The organism is Hymenobacter telluris (assembly GCF_017313265.1).
Taxonomy (GTDB): Bacteria; Bacteroidota; Bacteroidia; order Cytophagales; family Hymenobacteraceae; genus Hymenobacter; species Hymenobacter telluris.
This window is the reverse complement of sequence record NZ_JAFLQZ010000003.1, coordinates 131,360-151,420: the sequence shown is the minus strand read 5'-3', so window position 1 is coordinate 151,420 and position 20,061 is coordinate 131,360. Positions and strand designations below refer to the sequence as shown.

Sequence of the window (20,061 nt, the reverse complement as noted above, 5' to 3'; positions counted from 1 at the left end):
CCTCTCACATGTTCGCTTGTTTATGAAACTGCTCTCTACTCTTTTCGTTGGTTCCACCTTAGCCTTGGCCTTATCGGGCTGCTTTGCGGCGCGCGAAGCCCGTATCGAGTCTGACTACAGTTATGCCGGCGCTTTCCGGCGCTACCGCACCTACGAGTTTGTAACGGGCGACGGCCTAGCCGCCGACTCCAGCAAGCTAGGCGAGGTACTCCGCGACGCCATCAGAACGCGCATGAAAGTGCAGGGCTATAAGCCCAGCAAGCGCCGCCCCGATTTGCTGGTGAACTTCCGAGTGTATGAGGGCGACATGCGTTTCCGTGGCTACGCCCAGGAAGACATTGCCCGCTGGGTGAATGCCGAAAAGATAGAAGACGATGAAACCCCCGCCGAGCAGCGCACCGGCTACCAGCCCGTACGTATGCTACTGGCTGAAGGCACGCTGCTTATTACACTCATTGATAACCGCACTAATCGCGCCGTCTGGAATGGCTATGCTTCCGGCGTGACGGTACCCAATGGTACGCAGGGCGAGCTAGTGCTACGCCGCTCCGTCCGTTCCATCTTCGACCAGTACCGGGTATTCACGCAAGGCTACCTGGAAGGCAACAACCAAGAGAGCGGCGAATAGCCCGGCGCTACCGCCGGCTTGACGGTATCCGGAACTGTACGCCCACGCTTGGTACAATGGTCAGCCCACTCAGGCTGGCCGTTTTGTTGTTGAGCAGCTGGTAATTGCCGTATTTCTGGTAGTAGATGCCGAGGGACGGGATAAAGTAAGCGTACCGGTAGCCCAATTTGGCGTTGACGAAAGCACCAAACGACGGAAAATTCACTTTCTGGCCTAGCAGCACCGGCACCTTCGCGCTGCCATTGAAAATCTTGCCGGGCTCGAAGCCGTAGCGCATGAAGGTGTGCGTATACACCGCACCGTACGAAATAGCACCTATTTCCTCTTCCGCCCCGAGGGAGTGGCTGAAAACCAGCGGGATGATAATGTCGCGGCGGGTGGCTCGGAAGCCTAGAATATCATCGATATTATCCAGAAACGGCAAGCTAGGCAGGTTGGCCCGCTGCGTGGCAAATTGCAGCCCGATGCTGGCGTACGTGGCGCCGGCCGGGCCACCGGGCCGTTCTACTGTGCCCGTGGGCCCCAAAAATTGGTAAGCTGCATCAAATACGTGCGAGCCAAACGCATACTTATACCCCACGTCGAGGCGCTCGAGGGCACCGTAGCGCACGTATAGGTCGGAAGAAGGGCGCACTGGGTCGAGCACGTAAGCCAGGGCGGCCACCTGAAGGTTGTCGATGGTGCCCGAGTAGCCGATAGTGTCCTTGCGCACGGTGGCTTCCGCCGCCGATTTCAGGGCCGAACCAGTTTTGCTGATGGTTTCGGTGGCCACGTTGAAGGCGAGGTTGCCGCCGGCCCGGAATTCGCCCTTGGGGGTAACCTTGCCAGTGCTAACAATGGTACGGGGCGCGGTGCAGGCACCAGTGAAAAGGGTGGCCGCCGCCAGAGCCAGAACAGCAACTCGGCTGGAAGTAGAAAACCGGAACATATGAGCTAAGAGAAAGAGGAGTCGATGGCACGTTACTAAAACCGCGCCGAAAGTAAGGAATCTGGCAGGCAAACCGATTGGCGCAATGAAAACACAGGGCCCCGCACACATGCCAAGCTGCTAGTGCAGGTGCTGCATTCACCGGGGCGGCGCCTGCGCCGGGCGGGTACCTGAAGGCCTTGAGCCAATGGTTGCTGCGGAGTTGCACGCGAAGTTGTTACTTCACGGCTTACAAGTCAGCATGCAGATTAACGGCTCACAGCAATGAACATTTTATACGGAGTGCCCGGCGAGGGAATGGGCCACGCCACGCGCAGCAAAGTGGTTATCCAGCATCTATTGGAAGCCGGGCATGAGGTGCAGGTAGTCAGCAGTTCGCGGGCCTATCAATTGCTGGCGCGCACGTTTCCGGGCCGCGTGCACGAAATCCGGGGCTTCCATCTGGCGTACCGGGAGCTAACCGTTTCCAAGTTGCGCACCGCCGCCCTTACCCTGCGCACGGCCCCGGAAAACCTGGTCGTTAACTTCCGGAAGTACCGCGAAATGTTCTTCGGCATCGAGTTCGACGCGGTAATATCCGATTTTGAATCCTTCAGCTACCTGTTCGCCAAATCCAAGCGCCTACCCGTAATCAGCATCGACAACATGCAGATTATCAGCCGTGCCAAGCTTGACGTAACGGTGCCGCCCGATGAGTACGGCAACCTGGAAGTGGCGCGGCAGATTGTGCGGGCCAAGCTGCCACGCAGCCAGCACTACTTCGTTGCCACGTTTTTCCCGCTGCCCGTCAGCAAACCCGATACCACGCTGGTACCGCCCATCATCCGCCCCGAAATTCTGGCCGCGCCGCCCACCACGGGTACGCACGTGCTGGTGTACCAGTCGGCCACTACGCAAAGTAACCTGGTGGCGCTGCTGCAAAACCTGCCCAAACAGGAGTTTCGGGTGTACGGCTTCAACAAGGAAGAAAGCCACGGCAACGTGCAGCTGAAGGCCTTCAGCGAGCAAGGATTCATCGACGACCTGGCCAGTGCCCGCGCCATTATCACCAACGGCGGCTTTTCACTCATCAGCGAAGCGGTGTTTCTGCACAAGCCCATCTGCGCCATTCCCATTCCCGCGCAGTTCGAGCAGTTTCTCAACGCCGCCGAAGTGGAGAAGCTTGGCTACGGGCGTCACTTCGGGGCCTTAACCCCCGACAACCTCAAAGCCTTCTTCTACGACCTGACCGGCTTTGAAAGCATCTTGGCTAACTACCAGCAAGAAGGCAACACGCAGCTTTTCCAACAGTTGGATACTTTGCTGGCCAAGCTACACGCTGGGTATTGACGTGCTTTACTGGTCGAAATCTACCGTTACCTGCTCCGAGGTGGGGCGGGCCTGGCAAGTGAGAATGTAGCCTTTCGCCACTTCAGTCTCGGAGAGGGAGTAGTTTACGTCCATTTCCGTGGTGCCGTGCGTGACGCGGGCCCGGCAGGTGCTGCACATGCCGTTTTTGCACGAGTACGGCGCATCGGCCCCGGTTTCCAGCAACGCATCCAGCACAGTATCACCGTAGTACGACATTTCCAGTACCCGCGTGCTGCCATCGAGCTGCACCGTTACCTGGCTGTGCTTGTCGTCGGTGCCGCTGGGGTGTGGTTTGGCGGGGCCCGTCTGAGCTTGGCGGCTGCCGGCCGAAGTGAACATCTCGAAGTGAATTCGGTCGGCGGGTACTCCGGCGGCAGTGAGGGCAGCGCGCACACCCTGAATCATTTCCTCGGGCCCACAGATAAAGCACTCATCAATCTGGCTGGCGGGCAGCAGCTTGTCCAGAAACTGCCGGGTTTTCACTTCATCAATGCGGCCGAATAGCAAGTCGGTATCGTTTTGCTCCCGGCTCAGGATATGGTAGACGCTTAGCCGCCGCAGAAACTTGTTTTTCAGGGCCTCAATGGCTTCCTTGAAAATGATGGAATTGCGGCCCCGGTTGCCATAAATCAGCGTCACTTGGCTGTGGGGCTCGGTTAGCAGAATGGTCTTGACGATGGAAAACACCGGCGTAATGCCGCTGCCCGCCGCAAAGGCCACGTAGTGCTTGGCGTTGGTGGGGTGCAGCTCGGTGTAGAAGCGCCCGGCCGGCGGCATCACCTCCAGTTCGTCGCCTACCCGCAGATTTTCCACCGCCAGCGACGAAAACCGGCCTTCCGGCACCTTCTTGATGGCCACCTGCCACTCGCCGTCCAGGGGGCTGCTACATATAGAATAAGAGCGGCGCAGTTCCTCGCCGTTGTGCTCGCGCCGGAACGTGAGGTACTGCCCCTGCGTGAACCGGAACGTGTCGGTCAGCTCGGCGGGTACGTCCAGGACCAGCGTCACGCAATCGGGCGTTTCCCGCTGAATCCGCTTGATTTTTAACGTATGAAAACGACTCATGTAGTCAGTTGCCAGTTGTGAGTTATCAGTTGCCGGTTACCAGTGGCCAGTTGCTAGGCTGGCTATGAGTTGGCAACTCACAACCGACAACTGGTAACTGGCAACTCATTTTGCTAGGCCATTCAAGAGCATGGTGAGGATGTTTTGCTCCAGCTCGTCGGCCGAAACGCCCCGGCCCGGCCGGTACCACAGTTCCACCCAGCGCACCGCCGACAGGATAGTAAACAGCGCCACCGATACGTTGACGGGTTGCAGCTCGCCGGCCGCAATGCCCTGCTCAATGAGGGCCGCGAAGCCGTGCTCGTAGCGTTTGCGGGCGTCTTTGAAGGCCGTGAGCTTGTCGCCGGTCAGGTATTTCCAGTCGTTGTTGGCCACTGATACGGCTGCGCCTTCTTCCAGCATCAACCGGATGTGCTGCCGGATCAGGGTTTCAATCTTTTCCCTGTAAGGAGTGGCCGTCTGCTCTACTTCGGCAAGCTGCGAAATGTAGGTGTCGGATATGTAAAAGCAGATGCTTTCCAGAATCTCGTCTTTGGACTTGACGTGGTTGTAGATGCTGGCCGCTTCCATGCCTACTTCGCCGCCCAGGTCGCGCATGGAAGTGCCGGCAAAACCTTTGGACTTGAACAGTTTAGCGGCTTCTTCCAGAATCCGTTGGCGCTGGTTGATCTTACCCCGTTTGGCCATTGGTGGGAATTGTCAGGGTGGGAGAGGAGTTCGGTGCGGGCAGGACTCAGCCGGATGTATGTAGAAAGAAATGCGGCTGCGCCCTGAAGAAAACAAAGCTACTATAAAAACTAACAAACGTTAGTTTATGGTGAAAGTGCCTGGAAGAGCATCTACCCAAACTAAAAATCCCCCACCGGAAACCACTTTCCGATGGGGGATACTTAGATAGCAAGAAGCTGCGGCTGGGCTAGAATATTTTGCCAGGGTTCAGAATGCCGTGCGGGTCGAAGACCTGCTTGATGCCGCGCATCAGGTTCAGGTTAGCTTCCTTGAGAGCAATGCCGATGTAGCCTTTCTGTACCAGCCCAATGCCATGCTCGCCGGAAATGGTGCCGCCTAGCTTCACACACAGCTCGAATATTTCGGAAATCGGCTGGCGCAGGCCCACGTTCCACTGCTCGTCGCTCAGCTCGCCCCGGATGATGTTCACGTGCAGGTTGCCGTCGCCGGCATGGCCGTAGCACACACTCTTGAACCCGTAACGGGCCCCGATTTCCTTTACACCTTTGAGCAGCGTGGGCAGTTCGGCGCGCGGTACTACCGTGTCTTCCTCCTTATATACCGAGTTGTAGCGCACCGAATTGCCAATATTACGGCGGATACGCCACAGGTCGTCCTTTTGGCCGGCTGTATCGGCCAGCAGGATTTCGTCTACGTCGTAATTTTCCAGCACGCCATACACTTGCTCGGCCTCTTTATACAGTTGGTCTAGGTCCTGCCCGTCCAGCTCGATCAGCAAGTGCGCGTGAATATCCTCGGGCAGCGTAAGCGGAATTTTCAGGTAATCCGACGACCAGGCAATGGCCTCCCGCTCCATAAACTCCATGCCCGACGGAATGATACCCGCCCGGAACACCGCCGACACGGCTTCAGCGGCCTGCTCTGTCTGCCGGAAAGGTACCAGCATCAGAATGTTGTGCTGTGGATAGGGGAGGAGCCGGAATACCACTTTGGTGATAATGCCGAGCGTGCCTTCCGAACCAACCATCAGCTGGGTAAGGTTATAGCCGGTGGAGTTTTTCAGCGTGTTGGCCGCCGTCCAGATAATATCGCCGGTGGGCAGTACCACTTGCAGGTTCAGCACATAGTCGCGGGTGGTGCCGTATTTCACGGCTTTGGGGCCGCCGCTGCTATGGGCCAGGTTGCCGCCCAATGAACAGCTGCCTTTGCTGGCCGGGTCGGGCGGATAGAACAAGCCGACCTCCTTCACCGCATTCTGGAATACCTCGTTTATCACGCCCGGCTCTACGGTGGCTTGCAGGTTTCGCTCGTCAATCTGAATGATGCGGTTGAGCCGCTCGGTGCTCAGTACCACGCCATGGTGCACCGGCAGCGCTCCGCCACTTAGGCCAGTGCCCGCGCCCCGCGCCGTCACCGGAATATGGTGCTCGTTGCACAGCCGCACAATCTCGCTTATCTCTTCAGCGTTACCGGGGCGCAGCACCACATCGGGGGCGAAGTGCAGGTCTTCGGTATGGTCGCGGCCGTAGTCGGAATAGGCATCGGCGGTGGCAGTGGCTTCGGCGCGGGCCGCCGTAAGAACGTGCGCCGGTCCAACAATGGCCTCGAAGGCAACGACCAGCTCGGGGGTAAGGGCTTGATAATTCATTGACGGAGGAAGCATTAACGCTGATTCGCGTATCTTTGACCCAATGCGGGAATACATGACGAAGGTACATCATTCAACGCACAGACGTTTTTGGTGGCCACTATTACTATTGGCGCTGGTAGTAGGAATGGCTAGTTGCGGCGGTTCCAGAAAAGTAAACTACCGCAATGGCCGGTACTATTCGGCCCGCGACATGGCCCGGATAAAGGCTGCCGAGCGTAACCGCCGCGGCCGGGTGCCAGTCAGCAAGGCCAAAACCAAAACCACTACCCCAACGGGCCGGGCCAAGATTGTAACCAAGCGGAGCAGCACCCCCCTGAACGCCAGCCGCGAGATGGTGACGGTTATTGAAACGGCCCGTTCCTACCAGGGCACTCCTTATAAGTATGGCGGCACCACCCGCATGGGCATGGATTGCTCGGGCCTACTATACAATGCCTTTGCTGCCATTGATGTGCCCATCCCGCGCTCCAGTAATGAGCAGGCGCTGTGGGGCAACCCCGTAAAACCGCAGGATTTGAAAGCCGGCGACTTGCTGTTCTTCGGCGCGTCGCCGGGTAGCAGCACCATCACGCACGTGGGCCTCGTGACGGAAGCCACACCGGAAGGGGTACAATTTATCCATTCCTCCAGCTCGTCAGGCGTTATCGAAAACAGCTTAGAAACGGATTACTATTTGAGCCGCTTCATTAAAGCGGTACGGCCGCCATTGTAGGATTTCGTTTCGCTGCTGCATTATTCTCATTAGTTGACTTTTAATGCAAAATCAACAATGATATGGTAACAGTGTAGCGGAAACCGTGCAGTACTTTTGCGGCTTCTTTCAAAAACGCTTTTTCACCTTTTCCCTTTTATATGAGACAAATACTACTGCGCAGTATGTATATGCTGCTGCTCCTGCTTGCCGCGCACACAGGCTGGAGCCAGGGTACAACTACATCGGCCATGAACGGTGTCATCACCGACAAGCAAGGTGATGGTCTGCCAGGGGCTACTGTTATTGCGGTACACACTCCCACGAACACGCAATATGTAGCGCCCACCAACTCGGAGGGCCGATTCAACATTCCAAACATGCGCGTAGGTGGTCCCTACACCGTACGCGTGACGTTTGTTGGTTATCAGGACATCACTCGGGAAGGTATTTTCCTAAGCTTGGGTCAGAACCAGCGCTTAGACCTGAACCTGAGCGAAACTACCACTCAGTTGGAAGGCGTAACCGTAACGGCTACCCAAGACCCCGTAATCAACGCAGGCCGTACGGGTGCAGCTACCACGGTGCGTCGTGAGCAAATCGAGCGTCTCCCAACCATCTCACGGAGCTTCCAGGATTTCACGCGCCTGACGCCTCAGGCTAACGGCAACTCGCTATCGGGTCGTAACGGCCGTTTCAATAACGTACAGATTGACGGTGCTTCCAATAACGATTTGTTTGGTTTGGGTAACTCCGGCACGCCAGGTGGACAAGCTGGTACCCAACCTATTTCGCTGGATGCCATCCAGGAATTCCAGGTAGTAATTGCTCCTTATGACGTACGCCAGGGCCGCTTCAGCGGTGGAGGTATCAATGCTGTAACCCGCTCCGGTACCAACGAATTTTCTGGTTCGGCATTCGCTTTCGGTCGTAACCAAAATACAGCTGGTAAAAGCCCGACTCCCGACGCTTCTGGTAACCGCACTAAACTCGCTAAATTCAACGATTACCAGACAGGCTTCCGTTTAGGTGGTCCAATCATTAAAGACAAACTCTTTTTCTTCGTTAACGGAGAAATCACTCGTCGTACCGCGCCGCTATTGTTCCGTACGGGTAGCCTAGAGCAAATCACTGGTAATACAAGCTCTGACTTACTGACTTTTGTCAACACTGCTCAGCTTCAAGAAATTTCTGACAAGCTCCGTAGTTATGGCTATGACGCAGGTACTTTCGGTGAAATTAACGCTGAAACCCGCAGCAACAAGGCGTTTGCTCGCCTAGACTGGAACATCAATCAGAATCATCAGCTTACGCTGCGTCACAACTTCGTAGACGCTTCAGATGATAACATCTCCCGTAGCCTAACCAACTTCCGCTTCGGCAACAACGGGTACCAGTTCCTAAGCAAAACCAATTCTACGGTACTTGAACTGAAGAGCCGCTTCGGCAACCGTTACGCCAACAACTTGCTGGTAGGCTATTCTACTATCCGAGACAGCCGCTCCACTGTAGGTGATCTGTTCCCATCTATTACCATTACGGCTGGCAACGGTACTATTTCTGCTGGTTCAGAGTTTAGCTCAGTGGCTAACCGCCTTGATCAGGACATTCTCGAGATTACCGACAACTTCAACGTGTTTGCTGGTAAGCACGTGCTGACCTTGGGTACAAATAACGAGATATTCCGTTTCGATAACCTGTTTGTGCAGAGCACGCAAGGTCGTTATGACTTTCCGAGCATTACTGCTTTCCTAAATAATGATCTTACGGGTAACTTCCGTTACCGCCAGAACTTTGCACTGCCCGGTGGCAACCCAACAGCTAAGTTCGGTGCTGCTCAGTTTGGCGTTTATGCTCAGGATGAATATAACATCACGGATAATTTCCGCTTGACTACTGGCTTGCGCCTTGACCTACCCGTGTATTTTGATACGCCGTCGTACAACTCTCGCGTCGATTCAACTTTCGCGGTTGCCACTGCTCAAGGTCCTGCTTATGACGTAAAAACTGACCGCCTGCCTAAGTCACGGATTCAGTTCTCGCCCCGGATTGGTTTCAACTGGGATGTGCGTAAAGATCAAAGCTTCCAGGTACGTGGTGGAGCTGGTATTTTCACCGGCCGCCCAGCTTATGTGTGGATTTCCAACCAATACGGCAACACTGGCCGCGACTTTGCTACGTTTGATTCCAACAACAGCACCACGCGCACGGGCCTAGAGTTAACCAACAACTATGCTACCCTCCGCGACCGGATTGCTGCTACTCCAGCTACCGCGGCTAAGGGTAGTATCGCTGTAACCGACAAAGACTTCCGCAACCCGCAATTGCTGCGTACCAACCTCGCTGTTGACTACCGTCTACCGGCTGGTATTGTTGCTACTCTAGAAGGTATCTACTCTAAGACGCTGAATGACGTACTACCGCAAGATATCAACTTGGTAAACCCAACGGGTGTTCTGCAAGGCGATGGTCGTCCGGTATATCCTGCTGGTACGGCTCGTTACCGCAATAACCGTGACTTCAACAACGTGATTTTGCTGACTAACACCAGCAAAGGCCATCAGTATAGCATCACGGGTGAACTAAAGAAGCAGGTTAATAGCGACCTGTTCGCTACGGCCGCCTATACGTATGGTCAATCGCGCGACTTGTACTCGGGCACTAGCTCAACAGCCGTATCTATCTGGGAATTCAACCCGCACGCAGGCAATCCTAACAACTTGCCGCTGTCGTATTCTAGCTTTGATCTACGCCACCGGGTAATTGGCTCGCTCTCGTATCGTAAAGAATACGCCAATCACTTTGCTACCACCGTTTCGGCCTTTTACAACGGTCAGTCGGGTTCTCCCTTCTCGTATACCTACTACGGTAACGATATCAACAGCGACGGTGGCAACCCTTCAGGTAGCTCGAACGATCTGATTTATATCCCCCGCAACCAGAGCGAGATTGTACTGGTAACGGATGGCGTAAACGACCGTCGGACTGTTGATCAAATCTGGAATGAGCTGAATGCATTCATCGAGAATGACGACTATCTGAAAGAGCATCGTGGCGAATACGCCGCCCGTAACGGTGCCCGTACGCCTTGGCAGCACCGTATTGACGTGCGTCTGCTACAGGATATCTACACGAAGATTGGTGAGAAAAATCACACTATTCAGTTGTCGGTTGATGTTATCAACTTCGGTAACATGCTGAATAAAAATTGGGGTCGTGATTACTCGGTAGCAAACGGTAACTATGGTTTGCTTCGTTACCAGGGGCTGGAGAATACCACCACCGGCCGCCCAACTTTCAGCTACGGTACGGGTACTGCTACCACGCCAAATGTAGCCTATCAGATCAGCCAGTTGGCTTCGCGCTGGCAGGCCCAGTTTGGTGTTCGTTACCTGTTTTAATCAGTCAGCTGGCTTCGATAAACGCTTCAACTTATGAAATTCTCTTTTTCTTCGTTTCTGACCAAACTCACGCTGACTGCTTCGGTAGCTTCGGTGCTGGTTGGTTGCGACGAGCCTGAATACGCCACTCCTACCCCGGTAACCGAATCTACGGTTGGTCAAGCTCGGGTATTGGTGGTGAATGCAGCGCCCGGTGCAACAGGTACAGCTGTGACAGTAGACAATGCCTCATTTGGTACCGCACTGCCGTATCTGGGAGCTTCAGCTATTACTCCAATTGCTGCAGGATTGCGGTTGTTCATCTTCAATGAACCAACCAATATTCCAAGTAATGCCCCTGCTGGTTCAGCAGCTCGTCCATTAGTGTCGCGCACTTCTTTCTTGGGCGGTACTAACTATACGGTGTTTCTGACGGACCCTACCAACCGTGCTTTAATCGGTACAACAGATCAAGGCGGCATCCGCTCATTGGTATTGACAGATAACCTAGCCGCACCTGCAGCAGGTAATGCTAAGGTTCGTTTCGTGAATCTGGCCCCGTCGGGTACGTACGGTATCTTCAACGGTGCTACCTCGTTCTTCCCGGCAGCACCGCTACGTGGTTTCCGAGCCTTGAACAGTGGCACTACTGCTCCGGTGACCACCTATGCTAACTTCACAGAAGTAGCAGCGGGTACTTATAATCTGGATGTGCGTAGTGTTGCCACTACTCCACTTGCCGGAACTGCACAGTCTTTGACATTCACTGCTGGCAAGATCTATACACTGTACGTACGCGGTGTCGCGGCTAGTGCTACTCCTACTGCTACTTCCCTAGGAATTTCAGTGGTGCAGCATAACTAAACTAGCTGAAGTTTAAGCTGAATTTAGAAGCGGGTGGAAATTCTCCACCCGCTTTTTTGTGCCCTATTTAGACTGCAGCCATAGTACCAGTTTAGTAGTAAAATGTTATATGTAAATGATTGCAAAGTATTTATGGTATAACATCAAGGTGTAAATTATTTTTTAATAATGTTTTAATAACATCAGAATAGTGTGCATGCCTATTACTTTTGTAGTTGGGTTTCATCAACTACTTCACATGAAAAACAGTTTTTACCGTCAACTTCTATACCTGCTTTTGGCGGTTCTTTCCGTCCAGCAGGGGTGGGCACAAGGCACCACTACCTCGGCCATGAATGGGGTCATCACTGACAAGGACGGTGCCGGCCTACCGGGGGCAACCATCATTGCTATTCATACACCTACTAACACGCAGTACGTTGCACCTACCAACTCCGAGGGCCGCTTCAACATCCAGAACATGCGGGTGGGGGGGCCTTACTCAGTGCGTATCACGTTTGTAGGTTATCAGGAGGCTACTCGCGAAGGTATTTTCCTAACGCTGGGCCAGAACCTCCGCCTCGACATCAACCTAAGCGAAGCCAGTACGCAACTGGCGGGCGTAACGGTTTCGGGCCGGCAGGATCCGGTAATTAATGCGGGCCGTACAGGGGCGGCTACCACGGTGCAGCGCGAACAAATTGAGCGTTTGCCCACGCTCAACCGTTCGCTCAACGATTTCACCCGCCTCACGCCGCAGGCCAACGGCCAGAGCTTCGGCGGCCGCAACAGCGGTTTCAACAACATCACCGTTGACGGTGCCATCTTCAACAACGCTTTCGGTTTGTCGTCGACCGTGGGTGGCCAGGCCAGCGCCCAGCCTATCTCCCTCGACGCCATCGACCAGATTCAGGTGAGCATTGCACCCTTCGACGTGCGGCAGGGCTCGTTTACCGGTGCTGGCATCAACGTAGTGACGCGGAGCGGTACCAACAAATTCTCAGGTTCGGTGTACGGTTTCTACCGCGACCAAGACCTGGTAGGCAGCAAGGTTGGCGACTTCAAGCAGGACTATCCAAACTTCAAGCTGAAGAACTATGGTTTCCGTTTCGGCGGGCCAATTATCAAGGACAAGCTGTTCTTCTTCGTGAATGCCGAGCAGGAGCGCCGCACCGACCCGCCGACCGGCAACTTCACGGCCAACCGCGAAACCACCACGCCACCCGCCGGCTCGCAAACGTCGCAAGCTTCAGCTCGTGAACTAGATTTTCTGAGCAATTTCCTGCAAACGCAGTATGGCTACAACCCAGGGTCGTACGAAAACTTCAAGCTGCGCTCTAACAGTGATAAGGCTACGATAAAGGTTGACTGGAACATCAACCAGAACAACCGCTTCAACATCAAGTACAACTACCTGAAATCGTACGCTGATATTCCACCGAGCACCTCGGGCGCTATTGCCGGCCAACGCTCTCAGTCGCAGTTCGGCTTGCCGTTCTCGTCGTCGTACTACGTTATCAACAACAACCTGAACTCGTTTATTGCTGAACTGAACAGCACACTAGGCGGTGGCAAGTTCTCCAACAACCTAACCGCTGGCTATTCCGCTTTCCGCGACTTCCGCGAAAGCCGGGGCGGCAACCCGTTCCCGCTGGTTGATATCGGAACCTCGGTTGGCCGCAGCACTACAACTGTCCAACTCAATGGTATCAACGCTACCAACTCCCTCACCTCGTTCGGTTACGAGCCGTTCACGGCTTTCAACATCCTGAACTCGGACGTATACCAGATTGGCGACAACTTCACGGCGTATTTAGGCAAGCACAACGTAACGGTTGGTACCTACAACGAATTCTACAAGTTCCAGAACGGTTTCGCGCCTAACTACTACGGCAACTACTCCTTCAACTCCTTGGAGGATTTCTATGCCTCGGCCGGCTTTGCGTACGACCGTGCTAACGTGAGCGTGTCACCTCTGACCGGTACTCGTCCGGGTCCAGCCCGCTACAATCTACAGTATACCACGCCTGGCCAATCGGCAGTGGTTGAATTGAAGGCCGCACAGTTGGGCCTGTATGCACAGGATGAATGGTCGGCTCTCAACAACCTGAAAGTGATTTATGGCCTGCGGGCTGATTTGCCTTTCCTGACGTCGGACTTGTTGCAGAACGAAAATGCGGCGGCCTTAACCTTCCGCGACGGCGTAAAACTGAATACGGGTGGGGTGCCTAAGAAATCGGTGTTGTTTTCGCCCCGCGTTGGTTTCAACTGGGATGTGAACGACGACAAGCAGACGCAGGTACGCGGTGGTTCGGGCATCTTCACTGGTCGTATTCCGTTCGTGTGGCTGTCCAACCAAGCCAGCAACAACGGCCTGCAATTCGGCTCGTTCAGTACTTCAGGTTCTGTCCCAACGACTACCAACGGCGTTACGAACGTCAATGCTTCTATCTATCCGTTCAGCCCCGACGTGGATGCATATCGTCCGCAGAACGCCGCGGCTAATACCTCCTACAACCTGGCCGTAACGGCCAGCGACTTCAAGTTCCCGCAGGTGTGGCGCACCAACCTGGCCGTCGACCAAGTGCTGCCTGGTGGCGTTATTGCCACGCTGGAGGCTTTCTACACGAAAGACATCAACGCCGTTTATCACCAGAACGTGAACCTACCCGGCAGCGAATCGGCAGCTTCTGCCCGGTCGCAGGGTGCCGATACCCGCCCTATCTTCTACACGCTGGGTGCGGCTCAGGCCGCTCCGAATGCTGATTTGCGCGTGGCAACCCGCAACTACCAGATTTACGGTTCGGTACCTGCGGCTCAGGGCGGCAATACCGCTGCTCGTCCCAACATCAGCGACGCCATTCTGATGAAGAACACCAAGAAAGGCTATTCGTATGCGGCTACGGCACAGTTGCAGAAGTCTTTTTCCAGCGGTTTCTACCTGAGTGCCGCTTACACCTATTCCAATTCGCGTTCCGTGAACGACGGTGGCTCGATTGCCCAGTCGATCTGGCGCGACCGTTCTATCTCCGGCGACCCGAATGCTGAAGCCCTCAGCTACTCGCAGTTCCTGCAGCAGCACCGCGTCATTGCTTCGGGCTCTTTCCGCAAGGAGTATCTTGGCCACCTTGGTACTACGGTTTCGCTGTTCTACGAGGCTGCCCCGGTTAGCCGCTTCTCTTACGTGTACTCCGGTGACATGAACGGCGACAACCAGACGTCGAACGACCTGATGTACATCCCGCGCAACCCAAGTGAAATTAACCTGCGGGACATCATCTATACCTACACGCCGGCAGGATCAACGACGGCAGTGGAATACGCCCGCTATACTGCCGCGCAACAGTCTGCTGACCTGGAAAACTACATCAACCAGGACAAATACCTAAGCAAGCACCGCGGTGAGTATGCCGAGCGTAACGGTGCCGTGCGGCCGTGGCAGCAGCGCCTGGATGCCCGTTTGCTGCAAGATATCTTCACCAACCTCGGTGAGAATCGGAACGCCCTTCAGCTGAGCATTGATATCTTCAACATCGGTAACCTCATCAATAAAGATTGGGGCGTGTTGCAGACGCCGAACCGGACCAACCCGCTGACTTTCGCTGGCTACAATGCCACTGGCCAGCCTGTTTATACCTTCCCGAACTTCGTGAATCCAACCCGTAACGCTGCGGATGGCGTAGTAACGGCGGGTACGCCTCTAACCAAGACCTTCCGTAACGATACAGGTGGTTTGGGTTCCCGCTGGCAAGGACAGATTGGCTTGCGCTACATCTTCAACTAAGCCAGTAGGTTAGCTGCTTGAAAAGTGGGTTGGCACTAGTGCCAACCCACTTTTTTTTAGTGCGTAGACTAATTTTTTCAGTGTTTTTTTGCGCTTGGTCTTGTAGATCCCAAAACCTACCGTACTTTTGTCCCACTCAAACGCAAGCGGCGAATGAGAAACGAAAACGGGGGATTAGCTCAGCTGGCTAGAGCGCTTGCATGGCATGCAAGAGGTCATCGGTTCGACTCCGATATTCTCCACGTTTGAAAGCCCAACCGAATAGGTTGGGCTTTTTTTATGCATTGCGTTTTGCCAGTTTTGCTTCATACAACTGGCTTTACTAACTGACAAGCCACAGCAACGGCTTGCCATCTGGCAAGCCGTTGCTGTGGCTAAAAGCTTGAGAGTTGAAACCGTGCGTTACACAAACAGACCTTCTACCGACAAGTACCGTTCGCCGGTGTCGTAGCAGAAGGTGAGGACGCGGCTGCCTTGGGGCATTTCATCGAGCTTCTGAGCTACGGCGGCCAATGAGGCACCGGATGATACGCCCATGAAAATGCCTTCTTCGCGGGCGGCGCGGCGGGCCATGTCGAAAGCGTCTTGCTGCGAAATTTGGATGGTACCGTCTAGAATTTCGCGGTGCAGGTTGCCGGGCACGAAACCCGCGCCGATGCCCTGAATAGGGTGCGGGCCAGGCGCGCCACCGCTGATTACCGGCGACAGTTCAGGCTCTACGGCGAAGGTTTTCATGTTAGGAAAAAGTGGCTTCAGCACCTCCGTTACGCCGGTGATGTGGCCCCCGGTACCTACGCCAGTGATGTGATAATCGAAGCCTTCGGGAGCGTCGCGCAGAATTTCCTGAGCGGTGGTTTCGGCGTGTACTTTGATGTTGGCGGGGTTCTCAAACTGCATGGGCATCCAGGCGCCGGGCGTGCTCTGCACGATTTCGTGGGCCTTCTCGATGGCGCCTTTCATGCCTTTCTCGCGGGGGGTAAGCTCCAGGTTGGCACCGTAAGCAGCCATCAGGCGCCGCCGCTCAATCGACATGGATTCGGGCATAACCAGCGTCAACTTATAGCCTTTCACGGCGGCTACCATAGCCAAACCGACGCCGGTATTGCCGGAAGTTGGTTCCACAATCAGGCTATCAGAGTTCAGGATGCCGTCTTGCTCGGCTTGCTCGATCATGCTCAAGGCAATCCGGTCTTTGATGCTGCCGCCGGGGTTGGCGCGTTCTAGCTTCACCCAAACCTCTACGTCGGGCCGCTGGGCGAAAAGTTTGTTGAGGCGCAATAGCGGCGTGTTGCCGATGGTGTCTAGGATGGAATGGGCTTTCATTACTTGGCGTGTTTGAGTGGTAGCTAGTGGTTGATGCTAAGTGAGATTAGTTGGTATGAGCTACTTGCTGTGCTGAGTAATCAGCAAACTGAGTGTTCAGAGGAACCCAGTCACAATGAATAGCTAACAATAAGCAATCAGCTCCCAACAATCAAATGGAAAAGGTGAGGCCCTCAGTGGGGTCTTCGGTACGGGTGACGTGAATTTGGGCCCGATGGTACACACGGGAGTGCGAAGGAACACTCTCCGTGAGCCATACATTGCCGCCAATGATGCTGTGGCTGCCTACTACCGTATTGCCCCCCAAAATAGTAGCTCCGGCATATAGCACCACATGGTCCTCAATGGTAGGGTGGCGCTTGATGCCCTGCAAATCCTTGTTTACGCTAAGGGCACCCAGGGTTACGCCCTGGAATATTTTCACATGGGCCCCAATGACGGTGGTTTCACCCACCACAATACCAGTGCCGTGGTCGATACAAAACGAAGGACCAATTCTGGCGCCGGGGTGAATATCAATGCCGGTAAGCTGATGCGCATATTCGCTGATAAGGCGCGGCACTAGCGGCACGTGCAACTGGTGCAGCGCGTGGGCCAGCCGGTGCATCGCCGTTGCGTAGAAGCCGGGGTAAGTGGCAATAACTTCCTCGGTACCCTGCGCGGCGGGGTCGGCGGCCAGAATAGCGGCGGCATCATACAGCAACATCTCCCGCAGAGCGGGTAGCCGAGCCATAAAGTGAGTTGCTACAGCCGCTGGCGCGTCGGGCATGGGTACGCGCATGAGCAAGGCTGCCAAATCGGTTTGGAGCTGGCTGAGGGTAGCGGCTATGGCATCGGGACGAACAATGGGCCTGTGGGCACGCTCAGGAAACAGCAGCTCCAGCAACTGCTCGGCTAGCTGGCAGAAAGCCGGACCGGGTAGTGGCGTGGCCGCTTGCTGATGTGCCCGCACCAACGTGCGCACAAAAGGAGTATCGGCAGAAAAAGACATGCGTAATCAGGCAAGACCAGCAATACAGCCAGCGGGCAGAAATAGTAGCGGCCAGAAATAGCCACAGTATAGTTCAACTATCTATGCCGCGGAAAGTTCTGGCAGTGGGAATCAGTAACCGCAACTGCCTGGTACGCGTTAGGAAAGAAAGTCTTCCGTGAAGACGCTACATCTTCTTCCTTCATTTCTCTACGCTACCTTTCCATGGCTGATACCACCATCACAAAAATCGACTCCGCTCATTCACCAAAAGGCGACGACGGGGAAAAATACCTGGCTTCCGGCGTGCACGTGTCCATGCGCCTCTGGGAAAACGAAGAACCCAGTGAGCCCAAAGAACCTACCAGCCGCGCCTACGAAACGGTTGGGTATGTATTGAAAGGCCGGGCAGAACTGCACTCCGAAGGCCAAGTGGTAGTGCTGGAACCCGGTAACTCGTGGGTGGTGCCCAAAGGCGCGTCGCACACTTACAAGATTCTGGAAACTTTCTCGGCAGTGGAAGCTACCACGCCACCCGCCCAAGCCCACGGCCGCGACGATAAGTAAGGTGTGAGTTGCCAGTTATGGATTGTGAGTTGCTGGTTTCTGGAACGAACTGGCAACTCACAACCCACAACTGGCAATTTGTTTTAACGGACTAGCTCTACCCGCACTATTTTGTCGCCGATATCAAGCCGGTGTGCAACGTTCATGCCTTGTATTACCTGCGCGAAAATGGTGTAGCGACCATCTAAGTGCGGAGTGGGAGCGTGGGTTATAAACCACTGACAGCTTTCGGTGTCTTTGCCGGCCGAAGCCAGCCCCACGGCGCCCTCGCCGTAACGCAAATCCCCAAATTCGGACCGCAGGTTATAATCGGTGCTGCCAGAGCCGTCGCCCCGTGGGCAGCCGCCCTGTGCCACGAAATTGGGGACCACCCGGTGAAATGTTTTGTTGTTATAAAAGCCCTGCCGCACCAATTCCACGAAACTAGCTACCGAGCCAGGCGCATCATTAACGTGCAATTGCATGGTGATATCGCCCTTGGTGGTAGTAAGTAGCACCCGCTGACCCGCCGGAATAGTGCCTACCACCGCCCAGTTGATAGGGTGGCTGGCAGCCTTGGCAACCGGCGTAGGTGTGGCCGGCTTGTTGTTCAGATAATCGAGCGTTTGTTGCAGGGCCTGCCAGGCTTCCAGGTCGCGGGGGAGAACCAGCTTGTCGCGGGCCGTGGTAATAAAGCTGAGGTCGGGTAGTAAGCGCCGCAGGTCCAGCTTCGGGTCGCGCAAGGCTTCGGCGGCCGTGCTCATAAGGGTCACGTCGCCGCTGGCCATAGCCCGGCGCATAGTGAGGGCAAATGCTGCGTGCTGCGCAACCGGGAAATCGGGCAGGCGGCGAATAGCAACCAAAGCTTCTATGCCGTAAGACCCGACCACCAACGGCTGACCAGCGGCAAAAGTAGCTTTCTGCACAAACTCATATGCGGCTGGGTCTTCGCTTAAGGCTTTCAATAAATAGCCTTTCTCGTACGGGTCAGAGGCGGCAGTATAGCGCTGCTCAATGGCGTTTCGGATAGCGCCCCGCTCGGTACCGCCTACCTTGAGGGCAGCGGCCAGCAACGTGGCCCGTACCCGCCAGTTGCTGAGCTTATTGGCTTTTTCCAGAAACAGAATGCCCTGTTCGCCGCTGGCATGAGCCAGAAAGAATTCGGCAGCCGTAAGGGCTACCTGGGCGCTAGGGTCGGTGGTGGCTTCCCAGGCTGCTTCTTTCACTGGCCCATACATAGTAGCATTCATGGCCCGCAGAGCACTTACTCGCACCCGGTAATCTGGGTCGCGCCGCGCTAGTGCTACGAGCGCGGGCGCAATGGCGGGGTTTTTCACTTTGCCCAAGGCCGTAGTAGCCGCCGCCCGCGTTATGGCATCGGGGTCGGTGGTAGCGGTGGTGAGGGCAGCTTGGTAGAGCGTGAGGTCGAGGCGCGGTGTGCGAGCCAGCGTGAAAGCCGCCCCGCGCCGGGCAGCCAGCGGGTTACGCTGATCCAGCAGCGCAACCGCGCGGCTGACTGCTGCTTCCGAGGTTACCCCCCGAATACCGGCCCGCAACAACCCCCAAGCCTGCCCCGCCAGCGCAGCCGTATCGGCAGAACTGGCACCTGCTCGTACTAATTGCCGCAGGGAAGTAAGGGTTGCGCAACGCCCAAGTGCCTCATAAAAATAGCGTTGTCCGCTAGTTGGCGTTGCCGCAACACGGGCTGCAAGAGCTACCACTGCTGAACTGTCGCCGGTTTGCCCGAGGGCGTAGGCGGCGGCTCGTTGCACGGCAGGGTCGGCATCGTTCAGCAGAGGCTGCAACCCCAATGTCGCCGTTTTATCCTGCACCGAGGCCAACGCCAATGCTGCCGCCTGCCGGTAGCGGGCTTCCGGGTGCGTGAGGTAAGGCAGCAGCGCCGTGGTATTGCGCTCATCCTGCGCTGTGGCAATCAGGCGGTGCCTGGCATCATCGAACTGATTAACTGCGGCTGTTGCCGTCGGCGTTTGGGGCGCATTGGAAGAAGCACAGCCCGATAAGAGACTTGCCGCTATACAAGCCGAATAAAACAGGGTCTTCGGCTGGGCAGAGAAAGGAAATTGAGTCATGGCTGGCCCAAAATAGCCAAAATCCACTAGCTCTATTCAGTGCAACGGTAACTAGCCGCGCCACTCCCCAACCCCTGAAACGCCAACCGACCCGCCCCTTGAAGTAAGGAGCGGGCCGGCAT

The 20,061-nt window shown here is 55.5% G+C and carries 14 protein-coding genes and 1 tRNA gene; 8 read left to right on the top strand and 7 right to left on the bottom strand.

What is annotated here, in order from left to right:
• Nucleotides 1–22: 22 nt before the first annotated feature.
• Nucleotides 23–628, top strand: coding sequence for a DUF4136 domain-containing protein (locus J0X19_RS05580; RefSeq protein WP_206982319.1), 606 nt, complete (start codon nucleotides 23–25; stop codon nucleotides 626–628).
• Between the two features lie 7 nt (nucleotides 629–635).
• On the opposite strand, the gene J0X19_RS05575 is transcribed toward J0X19_RS05580, so the two are convergent.
• Entirely contained in the window at nucleotides 636–1,556 is a 921-nt protein-coding gene (locus J0X19_RS05575; RefSeq protein WP_206982317.1) for a hypothetical protein, read from the bottom strand.
• Between the two features lie 264 nt (nucleotides 1,557–1,820).
• On the opposite strand from J0X19_RS05575, the gene J0X19_RS05570 reads away from it, so the two are divergent.
• Nucleotides 1,821–2,885 carry a glycosyltransferase family protein gene (locus tag J0X19_RS05570; RefSeq protein WP_206982315.1) on the top strand — a complete coding sequence of 355 codons (1,065 nt, stop codon included), beginning with the start codon at nucleotides 1,821–1,823 and terminating at the stop codon, nucleotides 2,883–2,885.
• 6 nt (nucleotides 2,886–2,891) lie between these two features.
• Here J0X19_RS05570 and paaE read toward each other — a convergent pair whose 3' ends face one another.
• The 3 genes from paaE to J0X19_RS05555 form a co-directional block, all read right to left on the bottom strand.
• Nucleotides 2,892–3,971: a 1,2-phenylacetyl-CoA epoxidase subunit PaaE gene (gene paaE, locus J0X19_RS05565; protein WP_206982313.1), complete on the bottom strand. Its 1,080-nt coding sequence runs from the start codon at nucleotides 3,969–3,971 to the stop codon at nucleotides 2,892–2,894.
• A gap of 105 nt (nucleotides 3,972–4,076) precedes the next feature.
• On the bottom strand, nucleotides 4,077–4,658 hold the full coding sequence (locus J0X19_RS05560) for a TetR/AcrR family transcriptional regulator (RefSeq protein WP_206982306.1): 582 nt from the start codon (nucleotides 4,656–4,658) through the stop codon (nucleotides 4,077–4,079).
• 229 nt (nucleotides 4,659–4,887) lie between these two features.
• On the bottom strand, nucleotides 4,888–6,309 hold the full coding sequence (locus J0X19_RS05555; RefSeq protein WP_206982304.1) for an FAD-binding oxidoreductase: 1,422 nt from the start codon (nucleotides 6,307–6,309) through the stop codon (nucleotides 4,888–4,890).
• Nucleotides 6,310–6,436: 127 nt separating this feature from the next.
• Between J0X19_RS05555 and J0X19_RS05550 the strand changes: the two genes are divergently transcribed.
• The 5 genes from J0X19_RS05550 (at nucleotide 6,437) to J0X19_RS05530 (ending at nucleotide 15,252) form a co-directional block, all read left to right on the top strand.
• Complete coding sequence (locus J0X19_RS05550; RefSeq protein WP_206982302.1) at nucleotides 6,437–7,024, top strand: C40 family peptidase; 588 nt, start codon at nucleotides 6,437–6,439, stop codon at nucleotides 7,022–7,024.
• 140 nt (nucleotides 7,025–7,164) lie between these two features.
• Entirely contained in the window at nucleotides 7,165–10,404 is a 3,240-nt protein-coding gene (locus J0X19_RS05545) for a TonB-dependent receptor (protein WP_206982300.1), read from the top strand.
• 33 nt (nucleotides 10,405–10,437) lie between these two features.
• A complete protein-coding gene (locus J0X19_RS05540) occupies nucleotides 10,438–11,247 on the top strand; it encodes a DUF4397 domain-containing protein (RefSeq protein WP_206982298.1) in 810 nt (269 codons plus the stop codon).
• A gap of 238 nt (nucleotides 11,248–11,485) precedes the next feature.
• Complete coding sequence (locus J0X19_RS05535) at nucleotides 11,486–15,010, top strand: TonB-dependent receptor (protein WP_206982296.1); 3,525 nt, start codon at nucleotides 11,486–11,488, stop codon at nucleotides 15,008–15,010.
• A 168-nt stretch (nucleotides 15,011–15,178) separates the two neighbouring features.
• Nucleotides 15,179–15,252, top strand: a tRNA-Ala gene (locus tag J0X19_RS05530).
• 160 nt (nucleotides 15,253–15,412) lie between these two features.
• Here J0X19_RS05530 and cysK read toward each other — a convergent pair.
• Both cysK and J0X19_RS05520 read right to left on the bottom strand, forming a co-directional pair.
• On the bottom strand, nucleotides 15,413–16,333 hold the full coding sequence (cysK, locus tag J0X19_RS05525; RefSeq protein ID WP_206982293.1) for a cysteine synthase A: 921 nt from the start codon (nucleotides 16,331–16,333) through the stop codon (nucleotides 15,413–15,415).
• 151 nt (nucleotides 16,334–16,484) lie between these two features.
• The gene (locus J0X19_RS05520) at nucleotides 16,485–17,324 is read right to left on the bottom strand and encodes a serine O-acetyltransferase (protein WP_206982291.1); all 840 of its coding nucleotides are present in this window, start codon (nucleotides 17,322–17,324) and stop codon (nucleotides 16,485–16,487) included.
• 204 nt (nucleotides 17,325–17,528) lie between these two features.
• Between J0X19_RS05520 and J0X19_RS05515 the strand changes: the two genes are divergently transcribed.
• Entirely contained in the window at nucleotides 17,529–17,870 is a 342-nt protein-coding gene (locus tag J0X19_RS05515; RefSeq protein ID WP_206982289.1) for a cupin domain-containing protein, read from the top strand.
• Between the two features lie 83 nt (nucleotides 17,871–17,953).
• Here the strand turns inward: J0X19_RS05515 and J0X19_RS05510 are convergent, their stop codons facing one another.
• Entirely contained in the window at nucleotides 17,954–19,939 is a 1,986-nt protein-coding gene (locus J0X19_RS05510; protein WP_206982287.1) for a peptidylprolyl isomerase, read from the bottom strand.
• Nucleotides 19,940–20,061 lie beyond the last annotated feature (122 nt).

Bases quoted from the DNA above. Each gene is read 5' to 3' on its own strand.
- J0X19_RS05580 (WP_206982319.1), top strand. From the start codon at position 23: ATGAAACTGCTCTCTACTCTTTTCGTTGGTTCCACCTTAGCCTTGGCC.
- J0X19_RS05535 (WP_206982296.1), top strand. From the start codon at position 11,486: ATGAAAAACAGTTTTTACCGTCAACTTCTATACCTGCTTTTGGCGGTT.
- J0X19_RS05520 (WP_206982291.1), bottom strand. From the start codon at position 17,324: ATGTCTTTTTCTGCCGATACTCCTTTTGTGCGCACGTTGGTGCGGGCA.
- cysK (WP_206982293.1), bottom strand. From the start codon at position 16,333: ATGAAAGCCCATTCCATCCTAGACACCATCGGCAACACGCCGCTATTG.
- J0X19_RS05545 (WP_206982300.1), top strand. From the start codon at position 7,165: ATGAGACAAATACTACTGCGCAGTATGTATATGCTGCTGCTCCTGCTT.
- J0X19_RS05540 (WP_206982298.1), top strand. From the start codon at position 10,438: ATGAAATTCTCTTTTTCTTCGTTTCTGACCAAACTCACGCTGACTGCT.
- J0X19_RS05550 (WP_206982302.1), top strand. From the start codon at position 6,437: ATGGCTAGTTGCGGCGGTTCCAGAAAAGTAAACTACCGCAATGGCCGG.
- J0X19_RS05570 (WP_206982315.1), top strand. From the start codon at position 1,821: ATGAACATTTTATACGGAGTGCCCGGCGAGGGAATGGGCCACGCCACG.
- J0X19_RS05515 (WP_206982289.1), top strand. From the start codon at position 17,529: ATGGCTGATACCACCATCACAAAAATCGACTCCGCTCATTCACCAAAA.
- J0X19_RS05510 (WP_206982287.1), bottom strand. From the start codon at position 19,939: ATGACTCAATTTCCTTTCTCTGCCCAGCCGAAGACCCTGTTTTATTCG.
- J0X19_RS05555 (WP_206982304.1), bottom strand. From the start codon at position 6,309: ATGAATTATCAAGCCCTTACCCCCGAGCTGGTCGTTGCCTTCGAGGCC.
- J0X19_RS05560 (WP_206982306.1), bottom strand. From the start codon at position 4,658: ATGGCCAAACGGGGTAAGATCAACCAGCGCCAACGGATTCTGGAAGAA.
- paaE (WP_206982313.1), bottom strand. From the start codon at position 3,971: ATGAGTCGTTTTCATACGTTAAAAATCAAGCGGATTCAGCGGGAAACG.
- J0X19_RS05575 (WP_206982317.1), bottom strand. From the start codon at position 1,556: ATGTTCCGGTTTTCTACTTCCAGCCGAGTTGCTGTTCTGGCTCTGGCG.